The sequence below is a fragment of the Streptomyces bambusae genome (genome assembly GCF_019400985.1).
Taxonomy (GTDB): domain Bacteria; phylum Actinomycetota; class Actinomycetes; order Streptomycetales; family Streptomycetaceae; genus Streptomyces; species Streptomyces bambusae_A.
The window spans coordinates 1-19,306 of record NZ_WTFF01000138.1 but is presented as its reverse complement, the minus strand read 5'-3'; the positions used below and the strand labels follow the sequence as shown (position 1 = coordinate 19,306).

Here is a 19,306-nt window from a genome sequence, read left to right as displayed (position 1 = left end):
CAGCATCGACCTCCACGGGCAGGATCGGCGCCGTCCAGTCCCAGGCATCCGGGGTGTGCGCCGCCATCAGCGGCGTCACGGTCAAGACGGAGAACAGCATCGCCCCGCCCACGATCAGCCACGTGCCTACCGACAGAGCACGCTCGCATGAACGCACCTGAGCGTCGTTCATGCGGCCGTCTCCGTCCCGGTGTCCGCCGTTCCGCGGCGGCCGGCGCGGCGGCCGTTGACCGTGGCGTGTTCCGGGGTGAGGGTCAGGGCGTTCATCCACGGCGCGCCGCCGCGCTTGGCCCGGTACATCTGCTCGTCCGCCAGCCTTAGCAGCGCCGAGACGTCGGCGGTGTCCGTAGCCGGGTCGTAGGCGACCGCGCCGACGGAAGCGCCCACCGTGAACACGTGGCCGTCGGCGTGAACGCCCTCTTCGAGGACCTGGGTCAGCTCGGTCAGAGTCCAGAGCAGGTCCTCGCGACTGAACACAGGGGCCACGGCGGCGAACTCGTCCCCGCCGAGGCGGACGACGATGCCCGCGTTGTCGGCGGCCCAGTAGCTCAGCCGCTGCCCGGTGGCGCGGAGTACGGCGTCCCCGGCGGCGTGGCCGTGCGTGTCGTTGATCTCTTTGAACCGGTTGAGGTCGATGACGTAGACAGCGCTCCGCCCCCGGGTCAGCATCTGCGTGGCCCGGTCGGCGAACGCATCCCGGGTCAGCAGACCGGTCAGGGGGTCGCGGCGGGCGGCCTCGATCCGGCGCCGCAAGCGGAGGCTGTGCAGGGACCAACCGGCCGCGACGGGCAGCGCGGCGGACAAGGCGGTCAGGGTGTGGCTCATGCCGCCGCCCCCTTGCGGGCCGTGCGGCGGCTGGCGGGCCGCTGCATCAGGGGGACGACGTTGAACAGCTCCGGGGCGCGGGCCTCGATCACCCGGGCGGCGATCCGGCTCACGTCGTCGGGCAAGTCGGGGTTGTCGGCGAGGATGTCACGGGCCGCGTCCAGACGGGCCGCGCGCTCTTCCTCGCTCTCACCCTCCACCCCGAGCCACAGCTCCAGCGGGGTACCCAGGGCCAGTTCGATGAACTCGTTGACGCTGACGGCCTCCTGGCCGCCGATGTACGTACGCATCACTGCTCTCCTGAAGTCGAAGGGACACCGGGGCGGTCGCGGTCCTTTGGCGAGAGGCGACCAGCCCCAGAAGGTGGAACCGAACTGCGCGGCTCCCCACACCCCGCCCGTACGTGACGGGCGGAGGAGGCAACCGGCCGCAGCACGGCGAGCGCTGCGGAAGGGTGCGAGGGCTGCGCGAGCGATATCGGGCCGAGGCCCGAACCGCCTCGCGCAACGGCTGTACGGTGACGCGAAGGGCGCGGCCGGCCGTACGGGTCCTGTACGGCCGGCGCCCGCAGATGTCGGAGGAACACAGCGGCCTCCAGGTCGGAGGGGCGAGGCTTCACCGGCACACCGTTGCCACGGCACTCCGGTCCCGAGCCTGAGAATCGGGCGCGTCATGGTCACTGCTCTGACGCCAGCAGGGCGGCACGTACCGGGTGGCGCCCCCGAGGGGACGTTCTCCAGAGCCAGCACGCAAAAGAAGTGGCCGCCGGCGACAACCCGTCGCCATGGGGACGGGGCTCACGCCCCGTCTCGTCACACTTGGCACGCTGTTCAGTTCTGAAGGATCAAGTGCTTCCTTCAGACCCCTTTCGAGGGCCCTCCGGGCACGGCTCGCTACAGGCATCGATGCAGGTCAGCGGCCAGGAAGTCGCCGCCTCGCGCTGTATGCGATACACGCTTGAACGTGTATCTCACATTGGCGACCCTGATTGCGCTTGTCAAGCTCTTCGCTCAACCGGGGTTCCGCTCGATGTGCCTTCAGAGTGCCGTCAGGGGACGGGACGAAGTCACCGCGTCCCTGGACGACTTGGGACGTCCTCGGTAGCGTTCCGGGGGTCGAGTACGTCCCTGGACGTCCCTGGGGGTGGGATGGCTAACGAGCGCTTGCGATCCGCGATGTTGACGCAGGGCATCACCGTTGAAGCCCTGGCAGAGCACGTCGGGGTGGACCCCAAGACCGTGGAACGCTGGATCACCAAGGGTCGGGCGCCGTACCGCCGCCATCGCCTGACGATCGCGGCGATGCTGCACGAGGACGAGTCGTACCTGTGGCCGGACGGCTTGCCCGACACGCAGCGCAAGGACGCGGCCGACGCCGAGGTCCTGAAGGTGTACCCGCACCGGTCCTACGTGCCGGCCGAGCTGTGGCTCCAGATGTTCGGCAGAGCCGAACGAGAAATCGGCGTACTGGTGCACGCGGGCGTCTTCCTCGCCGAAAACCCTCGATGGACGCAGCTCCTCAAGCTGAAGGCCGCTCAGGGAATTCGGGCCCGCATCCTGCTCGGCGACCCGGAAAGCCCGGAGATCCAGCGCCGCGGCATGGAAGAGGAAATCGGAGAGGGCGTGGCCTACAAGGTCCGCGAGGTCATGAAGCTCTACCGCCCGCTCTACTCGGTTCCGGGCATCGAGTTCCGCCAACACAGGTCGACCCTGCACAACTCGCTGTATCGCTCGGATGACGAGTGGCTGGTGAATACGCAGGTGTATGGGGTAAGCGCGCCCCTGACCCCAGTTCTCCACCTGCGCCGGGTGGCTGGCGCCGAGCTGGTCTCGACATATCAGCAGAGCTTCGAGAAAGTGTGGACCGAAGCTGTCCCGCTCGAAAGGTGACCATGAGCCGCCGCACCGACTACTTCAACGACCCTTCCGCCCCCAAGGCCAACAGCATCGTGCCCGCCGTCACGGCCTTCGTCGTCAATGACGCGGGCGCTGTCCTGATGGAACGCAGGTCGGACAACGGACGCTGGGGAATGCCGGGCGGCGTCCAGGAGATTGGCGAGAACATCGCCGGAACGGTGGTCCGAGAGGTTCGCGAGGAGACCGGCATCACCGTTGAGGTCATCGGCCTGGTGGGCATTTTTACCGACCCCGGGCACGTCATCGCGTTCGCGGACGGCGAGGTTCGCCAGGAGTTCTCGCTCTGCTTCCGCGCACGGCCGGTCGGCGGCAAGATCGAGGTGAGCTCCGAATCCCTTGAGGTCCGTTGGGTCCCCCGATCCGAGGTCGACTACCTCGACATGTCGCCGACCACGCGCCGGCGCCTCGAAGAGGGCTTCCGGGAGTCCCCGGTCCCCCGGATCAGCTGAGCGCCAGGCGCTCCGCCTCGGCGCGACGCTGCCTCACCCGAGCAACCCTTGCCAGCAACTCGGGCCGGGCCGCGGAGACGGCTCGATAGACGACGTGCTCGTGGCCATATCGGTCCAGCACTTCCACCAGCCGCTCGCCGGGGTCGACCAGGGCGCCGGTGGGGCTGCTCGTGAGGTCGCAGAAGGTGATGGCATCCACCAGATCGGGCTCTGCGGGGCCGAACTCCGCGAGGGCATCATTCAGCCCCAGCTCGGATGCCTCCCATGGCGACGATGTGTGGAACGCCACGAGACTGCACAGCCGTGGATCGGCTCCGACCACATCGCGCAGGTACCGGGCCCCGTCAATCATGTGCTGCCCGGTGTCGACGGCGACCCGGGCGTAGCCGACATCGTGCGCGATGGCTGCCGCCGCCAACAGCTCGGCGTCGCTTCCAAGGGCCGGGGCCAGGGTCAGGGCCTGCGAATAGACGCGCTTCGAGTGGGCCCACCGGCTCGGCAGGCTCTCGGCGAGCAGCGACTCCGCGAGGTCATGGGCCCACTTGGCCAGCTGCATGTACTTGCCTCCGACGTCGTTGGGATTCAGGTGGCGCTGCTGACGAATCTTCCTACCCCATGTTGAGCCCGGACGTGCCCGGACGTCTCCAGTTCCCGGACAGCGCGACGCACCGTGCCGCGGGCGACCCCGTAGGTCTCGGCCATGACCGCCTCGCTGGGCAGGCGGGCGCCGACGGGAAGGGCGCCCTCCCGAATCTGCTTCAGCAGGTCCGCCATGATCCGCTCGTACGGTGCCCGCTGGGCACCCCCGGGGACCTGCCGGCCGACCCCGGCGACCGTGGCGACATCCCCGGACTCCTCCAAGGCGCGCAAGGCTCGCCGTACGGTCGTACGAGCCACCCCGAACTCGCGCCCGATCTCGGCCTCGGACGGAAGGCCGTCCGCGTAGCGACCCTCTGCGATCCGCGCTCGCAGCGACTCCGAGATGAGCAAGTAGGTTCCTCGCGGACTGGCCTGCGGCACGCAGCCTCCCTTTCCCGGGCCCCGGCGACCGTGGGCAACCATCCCAGCTTCGCACGGTGGGCGCGTCCCCGAAGCCGTCGCGCCAGCTTCTGAGCGGTGCGTGGCGCACCCTCGCGTGTGACTGGCGTGTGGGTTTCACACGAACGTGATCTTGCGAGGCTGTACATGCAGGTCAGGACCGGTCTCCGCTGATACCTGATCATGCCCTCCGGAGCCGTGTGCGCAGGTTCGAATCCTGCCGGGGGCACCCAGAACAAGGGCGCGGACATGACGGCTTTGCCGGGACTGTCCGACCCGGGTGCCAAGATCGGGTGTCAGCACTTCGGTGCGGGCGCCCGATTTTTTTGTTCCGCGAGTAGCCGTGGGTGATGGGGAGAACTCTTCCGTGGCAGCCCGCGAGCAGGCATCTCGATGAGGGGGCCGGCATCGCGCGAGCGCGGACGGTTCGGGGCGGGCGGGGCAGGCCGGGGAGCGCGAGCTGAACGTACTCCCCGAGGACTGGTGATCGTCGGCTGGGAAAAGGCTTGTTCAGCGGCCCGCTCTCCCGAGCACCGTGTTCCGGCCCGCGCTGCGGTCAGCGTCGTTTGCGCTTTCCGCCGACGCGACGGGCGGGCCGCTTCGTACGCCGGGAGCCGGCCCGGGCCTCGCCGCCGGTCAGGAAGGTCCGCCAGGCTCGGCGGGCCTGTTCGGCGGTGGCGCGGTCGGGGTGGTGTGAGAGCGGCTGCGCGAGGAAGGCGGTGATGTGCGGGTCCGCCGCGGTGAGGGCCATGAGCAGGGCCGGGCCGCCGCCGGGCCAGTCCGCCGCGGCCTTGTCGAAGGCGGCACGCAGCCCGTCGAAGAGGCCGGGCTCCGGCTCGTTCTCGTTCGCGGTCATGCGGTGGTCGAGGGATGCCGCCAGCCGCACGGCTTCGAGCTCGTCGACCAGACGCACCGCGCGGGCCGACAGCGGCACGGCGGGGGTGGCCGGTGCCTGCCCTCGTGCGGACAGGAGCTGTTCGGCCCAGGCGCCCAGCACGGGGTCGGCCAGCAGCCGGTGCAGGGTCTCATCAGGTACGGCGGTGCCGTCGAGCGCGGTGAGCAGGGCTCGCCTCCTGGCCGGCTCCGGCCCGGGGCAGGGGGCGGCGAGTGCCTCGAACAGAGGGGTCCATCCGTCGGTCCCGTGCGCGGCCAGCCAGTCGCCGAGGGTCTGCCGGGCGACCGGCTTCGGCCAGTACCGGGCCGCCGCCACCATACGTTCCGCGTCCCAGCCGCGCATCTGCTCCCGGGTGGGGAAGACATCGGCGGCCGCGCCTCCGATGCCCGGGAGGAGGGCCTCGCGCAGCAGGGCGGTGCCGAGGGGGGTGAGGCTGAGGGCGTCTCCGGTGCGTTCGGTGGCACCCAGGGCGGCCAGGCCGTCCATCAGGTGTACCAGCCGGGTGGCGGCCGGTTGCAGGCCCTCGCGGTCGGCAGCGGTGAGCGTGGGAATGCCGAGGATCGCGGACAGGGTCTGGAGGTCGGGCAGTTCGTAGTCCCCGGTGGCCGGGCCGCCCGACGCCACAGGGGCACTCTCGTGCTTGGGCGGGACGAGCCACATGTCGCTGAGGGCGGCCAGGCGGGCCACTGACTGCGCCGTTCCGGCTTGCTCGCACAGGAGGTAGAGCGTGAGCATGTGCTCGCCCTCGTACTCCTCCGCGGTCTTCTCGTCCTCGGCCAGCTGCGCCAGCAGGGCGCCCAGCATGTTCAGCGCCAGGCCGGTCAGCTCCGCGGGACCGCCGTCACGCCAGGCTTCGGCAGACGGTCCCGCGCCGAGTACGCCGTCCTGCCCGCGCACCAGGAACCCGGTCGCCAGCGCCAGTTCACGTGTCCGGTCGTCCGCGCCCTCCGGGTCGGCGGCGGCTCGCTCCAGGAGCTGGGGCAGCGGGGTGGCACGCAGCAGTGCGGCCTGATCTTCCGGGGAGGCGGGCAACGGTGCCGGAGGCAGCGGCGCGAACTCGTCACCGACCATCTCCAGGCGTGTCCCGGCCATGGCCTCGGTGAGGGTGAGGAGGGGCAGGGGAGCCGCGCCGCCGCCCGGCGCCAGGTGCGCGAAGGGTCCGTGCAGCAGCGCGTCGAGCCCGGCTGCCGTCCAGCGGTCCGCGAGCACGGCCGCTTGCTCGTCGTACCAGTCGTCCAGCTCGTCGTCGGACAGGCCGGCCGGGGCATCGGCGACCAACGGGCCTTCGCCGGGTCGGGGCCGCACCCGCTCGGCCACCGCCGCGGCCTCCAGCCGTCCGGCGAGCAGCAGCCGGGCCTGCCCGGAGCGCTCCGCGCACAGCGCCTCTGCATAGGCCGCTTCGCCGAGCGGTTCCTCCGCGGAGGACGCGGCGAAGGCGAACGCGGCGCGCCGCTCCGCGTGCGGGCGCGCGGCGAAGACATCCAGCCAACCGCGCACCGCTCGGGGATCGGTGGTGTCCACGCCGTCGGCTCGCAGCAGATTTCCGTACAGCCGCGGCCAGGTCGTACGGCGCGGGCTGGTCATCGCCTGGCGGAAGCCCCCGGCCAGCTCGTGCACCCGGGCCACGAGCTTCGCGTGCCGCTTGGCATTGAGCCGGCCCGCCTCGTGGGTGTGGTCGGCCAGCGCGACCAGCGCCGCCACGTAGTCCGGGAGCTCGTCCTCGGTGGCGCTCACGTAGAGCGGGAGGAGAGTGTGCAGCAGTTCCGCTGCCAGCTCCTCGGTGGGCTCGGGCAAGCCGGTCCGCCGGCGTGCCTCGCACAGCGCGAGCAGGCCGAGGACGGCCTCGGCCGCCCTTGTTTCCAACGGCGCGCCGCGTTCTTCGGCCCGGGCGAGAAACGAGTCCAGATCGAGGAGCAGCGGCGTGGCGATGTTCACTCCGGCAGCGTAGCGGGGCGGCCTTGCCGCCCGGGCCCCGTCAGTGAGATTTCCGTGAGGGCGAACGGAGCGAAACAGGCTGTCCGGTTGGAGAGACGGGCCTTCAGCGCCGTCGGCCTCAGTCACACGATCGGGGGGCGGGTGGCTCGCCAAAGCTGCAAATGGATAGACGGACCTGTAATAGATGCATCTATCCAAGGAGGCACTGGCCCGCTACCGCGGCCAGCCCACGCCGTTCCGCTTCGCGCACTGGGACGAGGCCGTCACCGAACTCCTGCGCATCGCCGACAGCGGCCCCACCGTCGCAGTGATCGACGAGTTCCCCTTCCTCGCCAAGTCCTCCCCCGCCCTCCCGTCGATCATCCAGCGCGCCCTCGACCCGGCCGCCCAGCACACCAACACCCCGGTACGCCTGCTGCTGTGCGGCTCCGCCCTGTCCTTCATGGGAAAGCTGCTGGCCGGCAACGCCCCGCTGCGCGGTCGCGCCGGGCTCGAACTCGTCGTCCCCACCCTGGACTTCCGGCTCGCCGCCGAGTTCTGGGAGATCTCCGACCCGCGCACCGCCCTGATGACCAATGCCATCGTGGGAGGCACCCCCGCTTACCGCCGCGAATTCACCCAGGGCGACACCCCGCAAGGACCGGACGACTTCGACGACTGGGTCGCCCGCGCCGTCCTCAACCCCGCCCGCCCCCTCTTCCGCGAAGCCCGCTACCTCCTGGCGGAGGAACCCGAACTCCACGACGTCGCCCTCTATCACTCGGTACTCGCAGCGATCGCCGCCGGAAACGCCTCACGCGGTGGCATCGCCGACTACCTCGGCCGCAAATCCACCGACTTGGCCCACCCGCTCAGCGTTCTCCAGGACGTCGGCATGATCACGCACGAGACCGACGCGTTCCGCCGCAACCGCTCCGCGTACCGCATCGCCGAACCGCATCGCCGAACCGCTCGTGACCTTCTACCACGCGGTCATGCGCCCGGTCTGGGGGGACCTGGAGCGGCCAGGGCGTGCCACCGCCGTCGGCGAAGCCGAATGGAACGACGTCATGGGGACCGGTCACCTGGAACGCCTCCGGCACGTCCGCGACCTCCTTGCCAAAGGCGGCACCTCGACCGACCGCACCCGGCTGCAGTGCTTCAGCGGCGCGGGCTTCACCGACGATCTGCGCCGCCTCGCCCGCAAGGACCCCGCCGTCCAGCTCATCGACATCGACCGCCTCTACCACGGCGCTTAGCCCGTCGTGCGGGCCACAGCGCCCCCGAGAGTGCAGCGCCACCCGTCCCACCCGTCCCACCCGTCCGCCGTTCCAGCTCGCGCGCCGTCTCGGGGAGTCCCGGGTGTCAGTGGTCTGTACGAGGGGGTCGGGTGGGGATCGGTGGATCTGGGGGTTGGTGGGGTGGGTGGGGGTGCCTAGGGTTTTTCGCAGGACGCCTTGGGCGGTGTCGGGGCCCCTGGCGATGACGAAGGGCGGCGCGGATGCGGGAGTTGGCTCAGACAGCGCGGCAGTGGATCTCGGAGGGCCGGGCGGGGTTCCTCGCGCGGCCCGTCACCGAGCAGGGGTTCGGGCCGCGGGAGCCTGCCGGGGCGGTGCTGGTGGATCCTCGCGGGGCGTGTGCCGGGAGCCTGTACCGGGGGGTCTTCGACCAGGAGTTGGTGGCCGAGGCGGCCGCGGTGCCCGCCGGGGCCACCGCCCGGGTGTGCGAGGTGTCCGTCGGCGGGGACGAGGCCGCCGCGGCGCGGCTGGTCTGCGGGGGCCGGGCCGAGGTGCTGCTCCAGCCGCTGTCGGCCGTACCGGCGCAGTGGTGGGAGCTGTTGGAGCAGGGTGCCGGGGTGGCACTGGTGACGCGGCTCGACGAGGCCGCGGAGCACGCCGAGAGCGCTGTCGTACGGGCGCTGGACGCGCCGGCCGACGACGCCGGGCGGCGGGCGGCCGAGCTGCTGGCCACGCGCCGGGCCGGGCGGGACGCGCTGTACGGGGAGTCCGGGCTGGTGCTCGTCGAGGCGTACCCGTCGGCCCCGTACGTCGTGGTGTGCGGAGGCGGTGAGCTCGCCGAGATCATCGGCCGCCAGGCCCGCCTGCTGGAGTGGGAGGCCGTGACCGCCGAGTCGGCGGCCGAGGCGGAGGAGGTGCTGGCCGCGCACGGCGACGCGGCTTGTCTGGTGGTGCTCACGCACGATCCGGACTTCGACGTACCGGTGCTGAAGGCGGCGCTGGCCGCCGGCATCCCGTACGTCGGCGCCCTCGGCTCACGCCGGACCCAGGCCCGCCGCCGCGAGGGGCTGCTCGCCGCGGGGGTCACGGAGGGCGGGCTGGCCACCGTGCACGGGCCGATCGGCCTCGACCTGGGCGCCCGTACGCCCGCGGAGACGGCGCTGGCCATCTGCGCCGAGATCCTGGGCGTGCTGGGGGGCCGGGAGGTGAAGGGACTGCGGGACTCCGACGGGCCGCTCAACGGCTGACCGGTCGGGTCCGGGGCCCATCGTCCTGGACGAGTAGGTCCGAAGACCTCTTGATCCGACCGTCCGACTCTCGTTGATCCGACCGTCCGACCCGTTGGTCTAACCATCCGACCCGCCCCGGCCGCCCCGGGCCGGCGGCCCGGGGCGGTCCGGGCGGCGGCGTGTTGTCAGTTGCCGCCCAGGGCCTTCTTCAGCTCGGCCTTGTTCATGTCCGAGCGGCCGTGGATGTTGCGGCGCTGGGCCTCGGCGTAGAGCTGGTCGTACGTCGGGCCCTGCGCGCCCTGGTGCGAGCGGCGGCCGCCGCGCTCGCCGGAGGACATGTCCTGGAGGGACTGCTTGCTGGCGGTCTTGGACTCGCCGGCCCGGGCCCGTTCCTTGTTCACGGTCCGGGCGGCGATCTCCTTGGCCCGCTTCTCGGACTCGCCGCGCTGCTCGGCGCTCTCCTTGATGTGCTCGTACTGGCGTTCTCGCTTGGGTGAGGATCCACGAGGCATGAGGCCGCTCCTTTCGGGTGTGGACGGGTGCCCGTGCGTGGCGCTGCGTTGCACGGGCGGGCGCCTACCCCCGGCCGGGGGGCTTCATCCCAGTGCCGACCGATTGGATTATTTGCGTCTTTTAGGGTGATTCATCGCCTTGGTGTGTGCATGGGGTGTATCGGACCGGGTACACGACGTGCATGGACGCGATCCTGACCGACATCGCATGGTTCCTGGTCGTGGGTATTGCCGTGGCCGGGTTCCTGATCGGCATGTTCTGGCTCGGCAGGCGGGTCCGGGACAAGGAGCCCGAACCTCCCACCGCCGAGAGTCAGCCGCACCTGCCGAACGGCGGGGCGGTGCACGAGGTGCGTGAGGAACGCGAGCCGGTCGAGATCCCCGAGCCCGGCCTGCGGCCCCACGACATGCAGGGGTACGGAAACTTCGGCTCCACCAGGGCGCACGACCAGGAAGAGGTCCGGCGCCGGAAGGAGCGTGAGCAGGGACAGAGCGGAGGCTTCGGCAGCGGCGGGCCCAGCTCGTAGCGGCCGGACGGATCGGACTGGACCGGACCGGGCTGGGCGGCTCGGCGCAACGCCGGCCGCCCGGCCCTTCGGGTTGCCCGGCTATGGGTCCGTGCGCAGGCGTAGGACCTCCGGGGGTGGGTGGCGGGTCGCGGTGGCGCGGACCTCGGCCGGGAGTGGGGGCTCCAGCGGGGTGTACGTGACCTCGCCCAGGCCGATGGCCGTGGCGGTGGCGACCTCCGCGGGCTCCGCGACCTCCGCGACCTCCGTAGCGGCCCCTTCTTCGCGCCGGGCCGCGAGCGCCCTGGCCGTTTCGGCTCTGAGCTGGGGTGACAGGGGGCTGGAGACCGCCGGGGGGTCCTCCTCGGCGCCCGGGAGGATCAGGACCAGGGCCTGGGGGCGGCGGGCCGTGCCGGTGTAGCCGATCACCGCCGCGTCCCGTACGTCCGTGTGCCGGAGCTTGCGCCAGGCGCGGCGGCCGGCGGGGTACGGCTGGTCGAGGCGCTTGATCACGAGGCCCTCGATGCCGCTGGCCGGCAGGGTCTCGAACCAGGTCTCGGCCAGTTCCGGGTCGGTGGTCATCGGCACCGGCTGGAGCGGCGGGCCGAGCGGCAGCAGCAGGTCGACCAGGAGGGCGCGGCGGCGTTCGTACGGGCGGGCCCTCACGTCGAGGCCGGCGAGTTCGAGGACGTCGAAGGCCGCGTACGAGGCCGGCAGCGAGGTGGCCAGGGTGGCCGCCCGCGCCGGGGTGGCGGCGGCCCGCCGCTGGACCAACGCGAAGTCCGTACGACCGGCGTGCCAGACCACGACCTCGCCGTCCAGCGTGGTCCCGGGCGGCAGCCGGCCGGCTGCGGCGGCCAGGTCGGGGAAGGCGCTGGTGACGATGCGCCCGGAGCGGGCCTGGAGGACCACACCGGCCGCCGTCCGCAGGACGACCAGCCGGTGCCCGTCGAACTTCGGCTCGTACGCCAGACCCGGCCCGCGCGGCAGGCTGCGTACGGCGGCGGCGAGCGCGACCCGGATCATGGCTGCCGCCTGGTCGAGGGGGTCACGGCTGCCGCCGTGGATCGGCGGGGGCCCTGGTCACGGCAGCGCCCCCGCCCGTTCGGGGTCGGTCAGTGGGGCGAACAGGTCGCCGTCCCGCGCCAGCCGGGCGACGACGTCGTCGGCGAGGAAGTCGAGCGCGGCGGGCGACCGGCACGCCTCGACCTCGGCCCAGGAGACGGGCGCGGAGACGGTGGGCCGGGCGCGGGCCCGCAGGGTGTAGGGGGCGGCGGTGGTCTTGGCGGCCGCGTTCTGGCTGTGGTCGACGAACACCTTGCCGGGGCGCAGGGCCTTGGCCATGCGGTGCACGACCAGGTCCGGGTGATCGCGTTCCGCTTCCTGCGCGAGCCGTTTGGCGTACGCGGAGGCGGTCGCGGAGGGGGTGGGCTCCAGCGGGACCGCCAGGTGCAGGCCCTTGGAGCCGGAGGTCTTGGCGTACGCGGTGAGCCCGTCGGCGGCCAGGCGGTCGCGCAGCCACAGCGCGGCCGCGCAGCACTCGACCACGGTGGCGGGCGGGCCGGGGTCGAGGTCGAGGACGAGACGGTTCGCGACGGCCGGGTGGCCGGCCGTCCACTGGTGGGTGTGGAACTCGACCACCAGATTGGCCGCCCACATCAGCGTGGGCATGTCCGCGATGACCACCTGGCGGGCGCCGGGGTCCTCGGAGCGGGGCACGGCGGCGGTCCTCACCCAGTCGGGTGTGCCGGGCGGCGGGTTCTTGGTGAAGAAGAGCTGGCCGTCGGGCCCGTCGGGGTAGCGCAGGAAGGACACCGGCCGGTCGGCGACATGGGGCAGGAGGGCGGGGGCGACGGTGGCGTAGTAGTGCAGCACCTCGCCCTTGGTGAAGCCGGTCTCCGGATAGATGACCTTGTCCAGGTTGCTGAGCGCGATGCGACGCCCCTCCACCATTGTGATCGGCGTCATACGATGAGACTGCCACGAAACAGGAGGAACCGTGCGATCCATATGGAACGGGGCGATTTCCTTCGGCCTGGTCAGCATCCCGATCAAGCTCGTCAACGCCACCGAGAACCACTCCGTCTCCTTCCGGCAGGTCCATCTGGCGGACGGGGGCCGGATCCGCTACCGCAAGGTGTGCGAACTGGACGGCGAGGAGGTCCCCGCCGAGGAGATCGGGAAGGGGTACGAGGAGGCGGACGGGGCGATCATCCCGATCACGGAGGAGGACCTGGCGTCCCTGCCGCTGCCGACCGCGAAGACGATCGAGATCGTGTCGTTCGTGCCGTCCGGGGAGATCGACCCGCTGCAGATGGACGCGGCGTACTACCTGGCGGCGAACGGGGTGTCGGCGGCCAAGCCGTACACGCTGCTGCGGGAGGCGCTCAAGCGCAGCGACCGGGTGGCGCTCGCCAAGTTCGCGCTGCGCGGGCGGGAACGGCTGGGCATGCTGCGGGTCGTCGGTGACGTCATCGCGATGCACGGGCTGCTGTGGCCGGACGAGATCCGGGAACCGGAGGGGGTGGCCCCGGAGACGAAGGTGACGATCCGGGAGGCCGAACTCGACCTGGCCGACGCGCTGATGGCCACGTTGGGGCAGGTGGAGATGGACACGCTGCACGACGACTACCGCGAGGCCGTGGAGGCGATGATCGCGGCGAAGTCGGGTGAGGCGATCGAGCCGGAGCTGCCGGCGGAGGTGGGGGCCGGGGCGCAGGCGCAGGTCATCGACCTGATGGCGGCGCTGGAGAAGAGCGTACGGGCGGCCAAGGCGTCGCGCGGCGAGGCGGGCGAGGGCGGCGAAGCCGCCGAGGCCGAGGTCACGCCGATCACCGGCCGGGCCGGGCGCACCGCCCGGACCCCGCGCAAGAGGGCAGCCTCGGCGGCGCCGAAGGCGGTGGGCGGCAAGAAGTCGACGACGGCTGCGAAGAAGACGGCGTCGGCAGCATCGGCGTCATCGGCGACTACGTCGAAGAAGTCGACCGCGACGACCGCGACCGCCACGCCGGCGAAGAAGACGGCCAAGGCCGCGACGAAGGCGACGAAGGCCACGGCGAAGAAGTCGACGACGGCGGCGGCGGCATCCGGCACCGCCGCCGGGAAGACCACCCCGCGCAAGCGCACGTCGGCCTGACGGCCGCCGCGGTGGGCGCAGGCTGAGCAGACCAGCCCGGGCCGCGTCCCGCGCAGGGTGGGCAGGGTTGGGGCCCGGGCCGGGGCTCCGCGCAAGGTGGTGGTTAAGTCGTCGTCCATGTACGGCGGTTGCGGGCGTGGGCGTAGAGGGTTGCTATGTCCGCCGGTTTCAGGACGCCGCCCTCTCGGGCCAGCTTGGCGGCGGCTTCGCCCGGGCGTAGGACGCGGACGTCGCGCAGGGTCGGGGCCACGTCCACCCGGGTCGCGTCGACCACGGCCAGGGCCGGGCGGACCGCGGTCGTCAGGGCGTGGCAGGCGCGTTCGGCGGCGCGGCGGGACCAGCGGGGGTCCGGTCGGGGCTCGGAGCGGCCCACCGTGACCAGCAGGTCGCCGACGTGGATGCGCTGCCGCCGCCCCGCCACCGTGCGCACGCACAGCACGCCGCCCGGCCCGATCAGCAGATGGTCGATGCGGCCCGCTCCTGGCAGCGGGACGGCGTGCAGGACCCGCCAGCCGGCATCCTCCAGGGCGTCCAGTTCGCGGCCCATCCGCTGCTGGGCCAGCAGCTCCTGCCGCATCCGGTGCCGGGCCCTGGCCCCCGCGGAGCCGTGGTCGAGCTCGCCCAGCAGGTCCTCGCCGGGCCGGTTGGGCGCCAGGTCGTCGTCGGGGTGCAGGGCCAGCCGTACGAGGTCGGCGGCGTTCGGCACGGGCGGCGGTCCGACCGTCCAGGAGCCGGTCAGGTACGGCCGTAACGCCTCGACCGCGGCCTCCGCGTGCTCCTCGGCCAGGACGCTCACCCGGCCCGCCTCGCGGTCGTACCAGGCCACGCTGCGCCCGTCCGGCAGGGTGACGTAGAGCCTCCCCCGCCCGGGCCGTCCGCTCGGAACCACCTTCATCGCCCTCACCCCCGCCGTCCATGGGAGCAGCCCGGGGCGGCCCGGGCAATCCCCCGGAGGGCCGATCCGTCGGTCGTGTAACGACTCCGCAGGCACCCTGCCGGGTGGCTGTTACACAACGAGGACCATGCCGTGGGTTCGGCGCCCTACGTTGGGGGGACCTTGCCCGCACCACATCACTCAGCACTGCACCGGCTCTGCACCGCACCAACTCCGCACCGCACCGCACCGAAAGGACTCCCCCGTGAACGCCGTCCGCCGCACTCTCGTCCGCGCCGCCGCCGTGACCGCCTGCGCCGGGAGCCTGCTGGCGCTGCCCGCTGCCGCCGCCCTGGCGGAGGGAGTGCCGGCGGCCGCGTCCGCGCAGGCCGCCGCCGCCAAGCGGACGCTGGTGCGGAGCCTGGCCCTGGCGGACGGGGTGTCCACGGCGAACGTCTACCGGGTCGCCCACGGCGCCTACGAGGCCGACATCGTCACCGGCGGCACCAGGGTGTCGACCGTGGCCGGCCGGGCCGGCGCCGCGGCGTACGGCGGCACCGGATCCCTGCACGTGGCCCTGCAGCCCGACGGGCGGGTCTCCTCCTGGACGGCGGTACCCGCCGACGGAACGCGACCGGGCGCGGACGCCGGCCCGGCCTCGGACACGGCCCCGGGCACGGGCACAGGCATGGGCGGCGAGCACCGCAAGACAGCCGACCGTACGGGGCGCCTCGCCCCGGCCGCGGAACCCGGGACCGGCAAGGCGACCGGCACCGGGGCCTCCGGGGCGGACTCCGGGGCAGGCTCCGGGGCCGACTCCGGGCGTACCGTCCGGGCCGCAGACACCGGCACCGTGGGGACGCTGCGCCTGACCAACCTGGCCGACGGCCCGGGCGACGGCGTGCTGCTGCTCGCGGCCGGCGGCGGGATGGCGGCCGTCGGCGCTGCCGGACTCGGCTTCGCGATGCTGCGCCGCGGGCGCACCGAGTCCTGATCCGGAGCACCCACGCCCTCAACCCGCGCCGGGCCCACGTCCCGCGCCGCCCCCTGAACCGGCAGCGTCCCCCGAGCCGTTGCCCGGGTACGGCCCCGACGCGCGTCCCTACGCGCGTCACGCCGTGTCCGCCCGTACCGGCGGGCCCAGGGGCGGAATGCGTCCGCCCCTGTCTAAGGTTTGCCACGACAGGACAGATCCGATCATCCGGCGGCACCGGAACGGGGGGAAGCAGGGCGCAGTGAAGCGTTTCCGCACAAATACGGCGGCCCAGGCGGCAGCCGTACTGCTCCCCCTCGCCCTCATGAGCGCGGCCTGCACGAACACCGGCGGGCTCGACGCGGCCGGTGCCACGCCCACCGCGAGCGGCCCCGTGCACCTGTGGCCGGGCCGCCAGGGCGCGACCGTACCGCCGGCCGATCCGGGCGGGGCGCCGCCCGAGTACGTCAAGGGCATCCCGCCCGTGACGAACCAGAACGTCCACGAGGTCGACCCGCTGGCCCTGGTGCAGGCCGAGGTAAAGAACCACTCCAAGGTGACCGGCGGCGCGACCGGCGGCGGCGCGGACATCATGCCCAAGCAGACCGTCGACGCCATCAAGGCCTGTCACACGGCGGTGCAGGAGGGCCCGCGGTGCCCGGTGCTCACCCCGTACTACCGGGACCTCACCGGCGACGGCGCCGACGAGCTGATCATCGGCATCGAGCTGCCGGAGCGGATGCTCGCCGTCCGCGCGTACACCGCGGACCAGGACGGCCGGCTCAACCGGATCATGGCCACCACGGAGAGCGCCGTACGCGTGGAGCTGGCCGGGCGGGACGTGATCGTACGGGTGCCCAGCGGCAACCCGGGCTACGAGCTGATCACCGCCTGGTCCTGGGACGAGAAGCAGCGCACGATGCTGCCGACCCGCGAACAGATCGTCCGGGTGAACCCGGGCCCGGGCACCCCGGGCAACGGCACCGGCAACGGGGCCGGCACCGGTACCGGCCCGGGATCCGGCCACGGTCACGGCAACGGCTCCGGCAGCGGCAGCGGCAGCGGCAGCGGCAGCGGCACGGGCCAGCGTCCCGGCGCCGGCGCGTCGCCGAGACCCCGATGAGACGGCGGTCACGGCCCTGGCTGCCGGCCTGGACGGCCACGCTCACCTGGAAGTCGGCCTGTTTCATCGTGGTGATGTGCTGTTCGCTGGCGGCGGCGCTCGGCGCGCTGGTGCACGTCGAGGTCACCCGGCAGACCGTGCACACCTCCCGGGAGAAGGCCCTGGCCAAGCTGCACGACGCCGCCCGCGCCTACGAGGCGGGCGAGCAGCTGCCGCCGGAGACCGGCATCGACCCGCCCGGCCTGCCGAAGTCGCTGCGCGACCTGGCCGTCTCCGGGCAGCGGGGCACGATCGTGGCCGACCGGTACGGTCGCGCCACGATGTGGGCCGCGGCCCCCGCCGACGGCCGCGCGCTGGCCACGGCCATCGACTACAGCCAGAGCGCGCGCACCATCAGCGGCCTGGACAACGCGATCATCGGGTCCTCCGTGCTGGCCATCGGCGGGACCCTGCTGGTCGGCGCGTTCGCCGTCACCCGGGTCACCCGCCGGCTGCACCAGACGGCCACCGTGGCGCGCCGGATCAGTACGGGCGACCTGGACGCGCGCGTGGCGGACCCGCGGACCGAGGACCCCTCGCGGCACCAGGACGAGGTGGCCATCGTCGCGGGCGCGCTGGACACGATGGCGGCGACCCTCCAGGCGAAGCTGCAGAGCGAGCAGCGGTTCACGGCGGACGTGGCGCACGAGCTGCGCACCCCGCTGACCGGCCTGCAGGCGGCGTCCGAGCTGCTGCCGGCCGGGCGGCCGACGGAACTGGTCCAGGAACGGGTACGGACGATGCGCCAGCTCACCGAGGACCTGCTGGAGATCTCCCGGCTGGACTCGGGCAGCGAGCAGGTCGAGTCGGACCTGCACCCGCTGGGCCCGCTGGTGGAACGGGTCGTGCGGGCCTCCGGCGCCGGGGCGGAGGTCGTGGTGGTGCGGGACCTGTGCGTGGAGACGGACCGCCGCCGGCTGGAGCGGGTGGTGGGGAACCTGGTCGCCAACGCGCACAAGCACGGGCGGGCGCCGGTCGTGGTGATCGTCGACGGGCCGGTGGTGGCCGTACGCGACCACGGCGAGGGCTATCCGGAGTACCTGGTGGCCCACGGCCCGCAGCGCTTCCGCACCGAGACGCGTTCAGGCGCCAAGGGGCACGGGCTGGGGCTCACCATCGCGGTGGGCCAGGCCGAGGTGCTGGGGGCGGGGCTGACGTTCCGCAACGCCCCGGACGGCGGCGCGGTCGCCACCCTGCGACTGCCGGTCCCGGAGGAACAACCACCGCACCCGTAGCTCCCCGGCGGGACCGCACCCGTAGCCGTACCCGGCCGCGGAGGCCACACCCGCACCGGCACCCGTACCCGGACCCCGGGGCCGCACCCGCACCGGCACCCGTACCCGGACCCCGGGGCCGCACCCGCACCCATACCCGGAGGCCGCAGCCGCGCCCGTAGCCGTACGCCGTACGCCGTCGGCCGCAGCCACAGCCACAGCCACAGCCACAGCCACAGCCACAGCCACAGCCACAGCCACAAGTCTCAGCCGTGGCCGCAGCCCGCACAGCCACGACAGGCCGCCCGCACCAGTCCCACGCCCCCCGTGCCAGCCGTGCCCGTCCTGCGCCCGGCCTACGCCTGCCCCTCCGCGGAAGGATCCGGCTTCGTCCACGGCCAGCGGAGCTTCGGCTTCTGGCCGGTCGGGTCGTAGGTGTACTTCCAGCCCTTCTGCAGGCCGAGCCGCTTGGTGTAGCCGGCCGGCTCGCGCCGGTAGAGCAGGACCGTCGCCGGGCCGCCGTCGGGGTCCGGGACCGGGATCTCGTACCACTTGGGCGGATGGCCGGTCGGTCCGAGCAGGACGGGCAGCACCCGGCCGTCCATCGGGCCGCCCTCGAACCTGGTGTTCTCGCTTCTCACCCCACCAGTGTCACAGCACCGCCGGTCACAGCAGGTGCGCGGCCTCGGACACCACCGGCATCACCCGCCGGGCGAGGACGCCCACCGGCCCCTGCGCCGACTCCAGGGCGAGGGCGGCCCGCGCCGCGTCCGCCGTCTCCGGGTCGGTGGCGGCGGTGGCCGTCAGCAGGGCCACGAAGTGGTCCACCAGCCAGTCCCGCAGCTCCTCGGCCCCCGGCTGCTTGCCCTCGTCCAGCCAGATCAGCGAGGCCGCCTCCACCGCCGTGATCCAGGTGCGGACCATCATCCGCAGCCGCGGCCCGGGCCGCGGCACGGCCAGATGGACCAGGATCTGCTCGGCGGCCGCGCGCCGGATGCCGTCCACGATGGCGGTGGTCCGGGAGGTCTCCACGACGCTGCCGCCCTGGAGCAGCGCGCTGAAGCCGGTGTCGTGCCCGTCGACGAACGCGAGGTAGCGGTCCAGCGCGCGGGCCAGGCGCAGGGTCAGCGGTCCGGTCTGCGCCTCGGCGAAGCAGTGCCCCAGCTCGTCCGCCGCCGAGCCCAGGGCGGCCTCGTACAGCTGCTGCTTGCCGCCGGGGAAGTAGCGGTAGACCAGCGGCCGCGAGACGCCGGCCGCCTCGGCGACGTCGTCCAGGGAGACGTCCTCGGGGGCGCGGTGCGCGAACAGCGTCAGGGCGGCGTCGAGGAGTTGGGCGCGCCGCTCCGTCACGCTGAGCCGCCGGTACGCGGGCCCGGCGGGGGCGGCGGACCTGGCGGAGGCCGCGGGCCCGGCGGGGGCGGCGGG

General features: G+C 73.0%; 21 protein-coding genes and 1 pseudogene. 9 read left to right on the top strand and 13 right to left on the bottom strand.

Going from position 1 to position 19,306, the window contains the following annotated elements:
- The 3 genes and pseudogenes from GPJ59_RS37630 to GPJ59_RS19795 all read right to left on the bottom strand — a co-directional run.
- Positions 1-172 (bottom strand): annotated as a pseudogene (locus GPJ59_RS37630) (DUF2637 domain-containing protein); the annotation flags it as partial.
- Positions 169-825: a GGDEF domain-containing protein gene (locus GPJ59_RS19800; RefSeq protein ID WP_219668547.1), complete on the bottom strand. Its 657-nt coding sequence runs from the start codon at positions 823-825 to the stop codon at positions 169-171. The pseudogene GPJ59_RS37630 and the gene GPJ59_RS19800, both read right to left, overlap by 4 nt.
- Positions 822-1,115 (bottom strand): hypothetical protein, encoded by a 294-nt coding sequence (locus GPJ59_RS19795; protein ID WP_219668546.1) that lies wholly within the window; start codon positions 1,113-1,115, stop codon positions 822-824. Before GPJ59_RS19795 ends, GPJ59_RS19800 begins: the two co-directional genes overlap by 4 nt.
- 858 nt (positions 1,116-1,973) lie before the next feature.
- On the opposite strand from GPJ59_RS19795, the gene GPJ59_RS19790 reads away from it, so the two are divergent.
- Together GPJ59_RS19790 and GPJ59_RS19785 are read left to right on the top strand one after the other, a co-directional pair.
- Positions 1,974-2,714 carry a helix-turn-helix domain-containing protein gene (locus GPJ59_RS19790; protein ID WP_219668545.1) on the top strand — a complete coding sequence of 247 codons (741 nt, stop codon included), beginning with the start codon at positions 1,974-1,976 and terminating at the stop codon, positions 2,712-2,714.
- A gap of 2 nt (positions 2,715-2,716) precedes the next feature.
- Positions 2,717-3,190 (top strand): NUDIX domain-containing protein, encoded by a 474-nt coding sequence (locus GPJ59_RS19785; RefSeq protein WP_219668544.1) that lies wholly within the window; start codon positions 2,717-2,719, stop codon positions 3,188-3,190.
- Here the strand turns inward: GPJ59_RS19785 and GPJ59_RS19780 are convergent.
- From GPJ59_RS19780 to GPJ59_RS38585, 4 genes are all read right to left on the bottom strand, one after another.
- Positions 3,183-3,746, bottom strand: a complete 564-nt coding sequence (locus GPJ59_RS19780) for an HD domain-containing protein (RefSeq protein ID WP_219668543.1) — start codon at positions 3,744-3,746, stop codon at positions 3,183-3,185. The two genes, GPJ59_RS19785 and GPJ59_RS19780, sit on opposite strands and share 8 nt — an antisense overlap.
- Positions 3,747-3,772: 26 nt before the next feature.
- Positions 3,773-4,180, bottom strand: a complete 408-nt coding sequence (locus GPJ59_RS19775) for a GntR family transcriptional regulator (RefSeq protein ID WP_219668542.1) — start codon at positions 4,178-4,180, stop codon at positions 3,773-3,775.
- Positions 4,181-4,784: 604 nt separating this feature from the next.
- Positions 4,785-7,058: a hypothetical protein gene (locus GPJ59_RS19770; protein ID WP_219668541.1), complete on the bottom strand. Its 2,274-nt coding sequence runs from the start codon at positions 7,056-7,058 to the stop codon at positions 4,785-4,787.
- A gap of 190 nt (positions 7,059-7,248) precedes the next feature.
- The gene (locus GPJ59_RS38585) at positions 7,249-7,818 is read right to left on the bottom strand and encodes a hypothetical protein (protein ID WP_219668540.1); all 570 of its coding nucleotides are present in this window, start codon (positions 7,816-7,818) and stop codon (positions 7,249-7,251) included.
- Positions 7,819-8,011: 193 nt separating this feature from the next.
- On the opposite strand from GPJ59_RS38585, the gene GPJ59_RS38580 reads away from it, so the two are divergent.
- Entirely contained in the window at positions 8,012-8,296 is a 285-nt protein-coding gene (locus tag GPJ59_RS38580) for a hypothetical protein (protein WP_219668539.1), read from the top strand.
- A gap of 242 nt (positions 8,297-8,538) precedes the next feature.
- The gene (locus tag GPJ59_RS19755; protein WP_219668538.1) at positions 8,539-9,522 is read left to right on the top strand and encodes an XdhC family protein; all 984 of its coding nucleotides are present in this window, start codon (positions 8,539-8,541) and stop codon (positions 9,520-9,522) included.
- A 167-nt stretch (positions 9,523-9,689) separates the two neighbouring features.
- Here GPJ59_RS19755 and GPJ59_RS19750 read toward each other — a convergent pair whose 3' ends face one another.
- Positions 9,690-10,016, bottom strand: coding sequence for a plasmid stabilization protein (locus tag GPJ59_RS19750; RefSeq protein WP_219668537.1), 327 nt, complete (start codon positions 10,014-10,016; stop codon positions 9,690-9,692).
- Between the two features lie 182 nt (positions 10,017-10,198).
- Between GPJ59_RS19750 and GPJ59_RS19745 the strand changes: the two genes are divergently transcribed.
- On the top strand, positions 10,199-10,543 hold the full coding sequence (locus GPJ59_RS19745; protein ID WP_219668536.1) for a DUF6479 family protein: 345 nt from the start codon (positions 10,199-10,201) through the stop codon (positions 10,541-10,543).
- An 81-nt stretch (positions 10,544-10,624) separates the two neighbouring features.
- Here the strand turns inward: GPJ59_RS19745 and GPJ59_RS19740 are convergent, their stop codons facing one another.
- Complete coding sequence (locus GPJ59_RS19740; RefSeq protein ID WP_219668535.1) at positions 10,625-11,548, bottom strand: ATP-dependent DNA ligase; 924 nt, start codon at positions 11,546-11,548, stop codon at positions 10,625-10,627.
- Positions 11,549-11,605: 57 nt separating this feature from the next.
- Positions 11,606-12,490: a non-homologous end-joining DNA ligase gene (gene ligD, locus GPJ59_RS19735; protein ID WP_219668534.1), complete on the bottom strand. Its 885-nt coding sequence runs from the start codon at positions 12,488-12,490 to the stop codon at positions 11,606-11,608.
- A 31-nt stretch (positions 12,491-12,521) separates the two neighbouring features.
- Between ligD and ku the strand changes: the two genes are divergently transcribed.
- Complete coding sequence (gene ku, locus GPJ59_RS19730; RefSeq protein WP_219668533.1) at positions 12,522-13,658, top strand: non-homologous end joining protein Ku; 1,137 nt, start codon at positions 12,522-12,524, stop codon at positions 13,656-13,658.
- A gap of 103 nt (positions 13,659-13,761) precedes the next feature.
- Here ku and GPJ59_RS19725 read toward each other — a convergent pair whose 3' ends face one another.
- Positions 13,762-14,553, bottom strand: a complete 792-nt coding sequence (locus GPJ59_RS19725) for a nuclease-related domain-containing protein (protein WP_258024642.1) — start codon at positions 14,551-14,553, stop codon at positions 13,762-13,764.
- Between the two features lie 244 nt (positions 14,554-14,797).
- On the opposite strand from GPJ59_RS19725, the gene GPJ59_RS19720 reads away from it, so the two are divergent.
- From GPJ59_RS19720 to GPJ59_RS19710, 3 genes are all read left to right on the top strand, one after another.
- On the top strand, positions 14,798-15,526 hold the full coding sequence (locus GPJ59_RS19720) for a hypothetical protein (RefSeq protein WP_219668531.1): 729 nt from the start codon (positions 14,798-14,800) through the stop codon (positions 15,524-15,526).
- Between the two features lie 241 nt (positions 15,527-15,767).
- Positions 15,768-16,628 (top strand): hypothetical protein, encoded by an 861-nt coding sequence (locus tag GPJ59_RS19715; protein WP_219668530.1) that lies wholly within the window; start codon positions 15,768-15,770, stop codon positions 16,626-16,628.
- Positions 16,625-17,902: a sensor histidine kinase gene (locus GPJ59_RS19710; RefSeq protein ID WP_219668529.1), complete on the top strand. Its 1,278-nt coding sequence runs from the start codon at positions 16,625-16,627 to the stop codon at positions 17,900-17,902. The genes GPJ59_RS19715 and GPJ59_RS19710 overlap by 4 nt, the downstream gene beginning before the upstream one ends.
- Positions 17,903-18,237: 335 nt before the next feature.
- Here GPJ59_RS19710 and GPJ59_RS19705 read toward each other — a convergent pair whose 3' ends face one another.
- Together GPJ59_RS19705 and GPJ59_RS19700 are read right to left on the bottom strand one after the other, a co-directional pair.
- Entirely contained in the window at positions 18,238-18,522 is a 285-nt protein-coding gene (locus GPJ59_RS19705) for a hypothetical protein (RefSeq protein WP_219668528.1), read from the bottom strand.
- A gap of 25 nt (positions 18,523-18,547) precedes the next feature.
- The gene (locus GPJ59_RS19700) at positions 18,548-19,231 is read right to left on the bottom strand and encodes a TetR/AcrR family transcriptional regulator (protein ID WP_219668548.1); all 684 of its coding nucleotides are present in this window, start codon (positions 19,229-19,231) and stop codon (positions 18,548-18,550) included.
- Positions 19,232-19,306 lie beyond the last annotated feature (75 nt).

Excerpts from the sequence above, each read along its gene's own strand:
- GPJ59_RS19710 (WP_219668529.1), top strand. The coding sequence starts at position 16,625 with ATGAGACGGCGGTCACGGCCCTGGCTGCCGGCCTGGACGGCCACGCTC.
- GPJ59_RS19725 (WP_258024642.1), bottom strand. The coding sequence starts at position 14,553 with ATGAAGGTGGTTCCGAGCGGACGGCCCGGGCGGGGGAGGCTCTACGTC.
- GPJ59_RS19795 (WP_219668546.1), bottom strand. The coding sequence starts at position 1,115 with ATGCGTACGTACATCGGCGGCCAGGAGGCCGTCAGCGTCAACGAGTTC.
- GPJ59_RS19780 (WP_219668543.1), bottom strand. The coding sequence starts at position 3,746 with ATGCAGCTGGCCAAGTGGGCCCATGACCTCGCGGAGTCGCTGCTCGCC.
- GPJ59_RS19790 (WP_219668545.1), top strand. The coding sequence starts at position 1,974 with ATGGCTAACGAGCGCTTGCGATCCGCGATGTTGACGCAGGGCATCACC.
- GPJ59_RS19750 (WP_219668537.1), bottom strand. The coding sequence starts at position 10,016 with ATGCCTCGTGGATCCTCACCCAAGCGAGAACGCCAGTACGAGCACATC.
- GPJ59_RS19745 (WP_219668536.1), top strand. The coding sequence starts at position 10,199 with ATGGACGCGATCCTGACCGACATCGCATGGTTCCTGGTCGTGGGTATT.
- GPJ59_RS19740 (WP_219668535.1), bottom strand. The coding sequence starts at position 11,548 with ATGATCCGGGTCGCGCTCGCCGCCGCCGTACGCAGCCTGCCGCGCGGG.
- GPJ59_RS19755 (WP_219668538.1), top strand. The coding sequence starts at position 8,539 with ATGCGGGAGTTGGCTCAGACAGCGCGGCAGTGGATCTCGGAGGGCCGG.
- GPJ59_RS19785 (WP_219668544.1), top strand. The coding sequence starts at position 2,717 with ATGAGCCGCCGCACCGACTACTTCAACGACCCTTCCGCCCCCAAGGCC.
- GPJ59_RS19800 (WP_219668547.1), bottom strand. The coding sequence starts at position 825 with ATGAGCCACACCCTGACCGCCTTGTCCGCCGCGCTGCCCGTCGCGGCC.
- ligD (WP_219668534.1), bottom strand. The coding sequence starts at position 12,490 with ATGACGCCGATCACAATGGTGGAGGGGCGTCGCATCGCGCTCAGCAAC.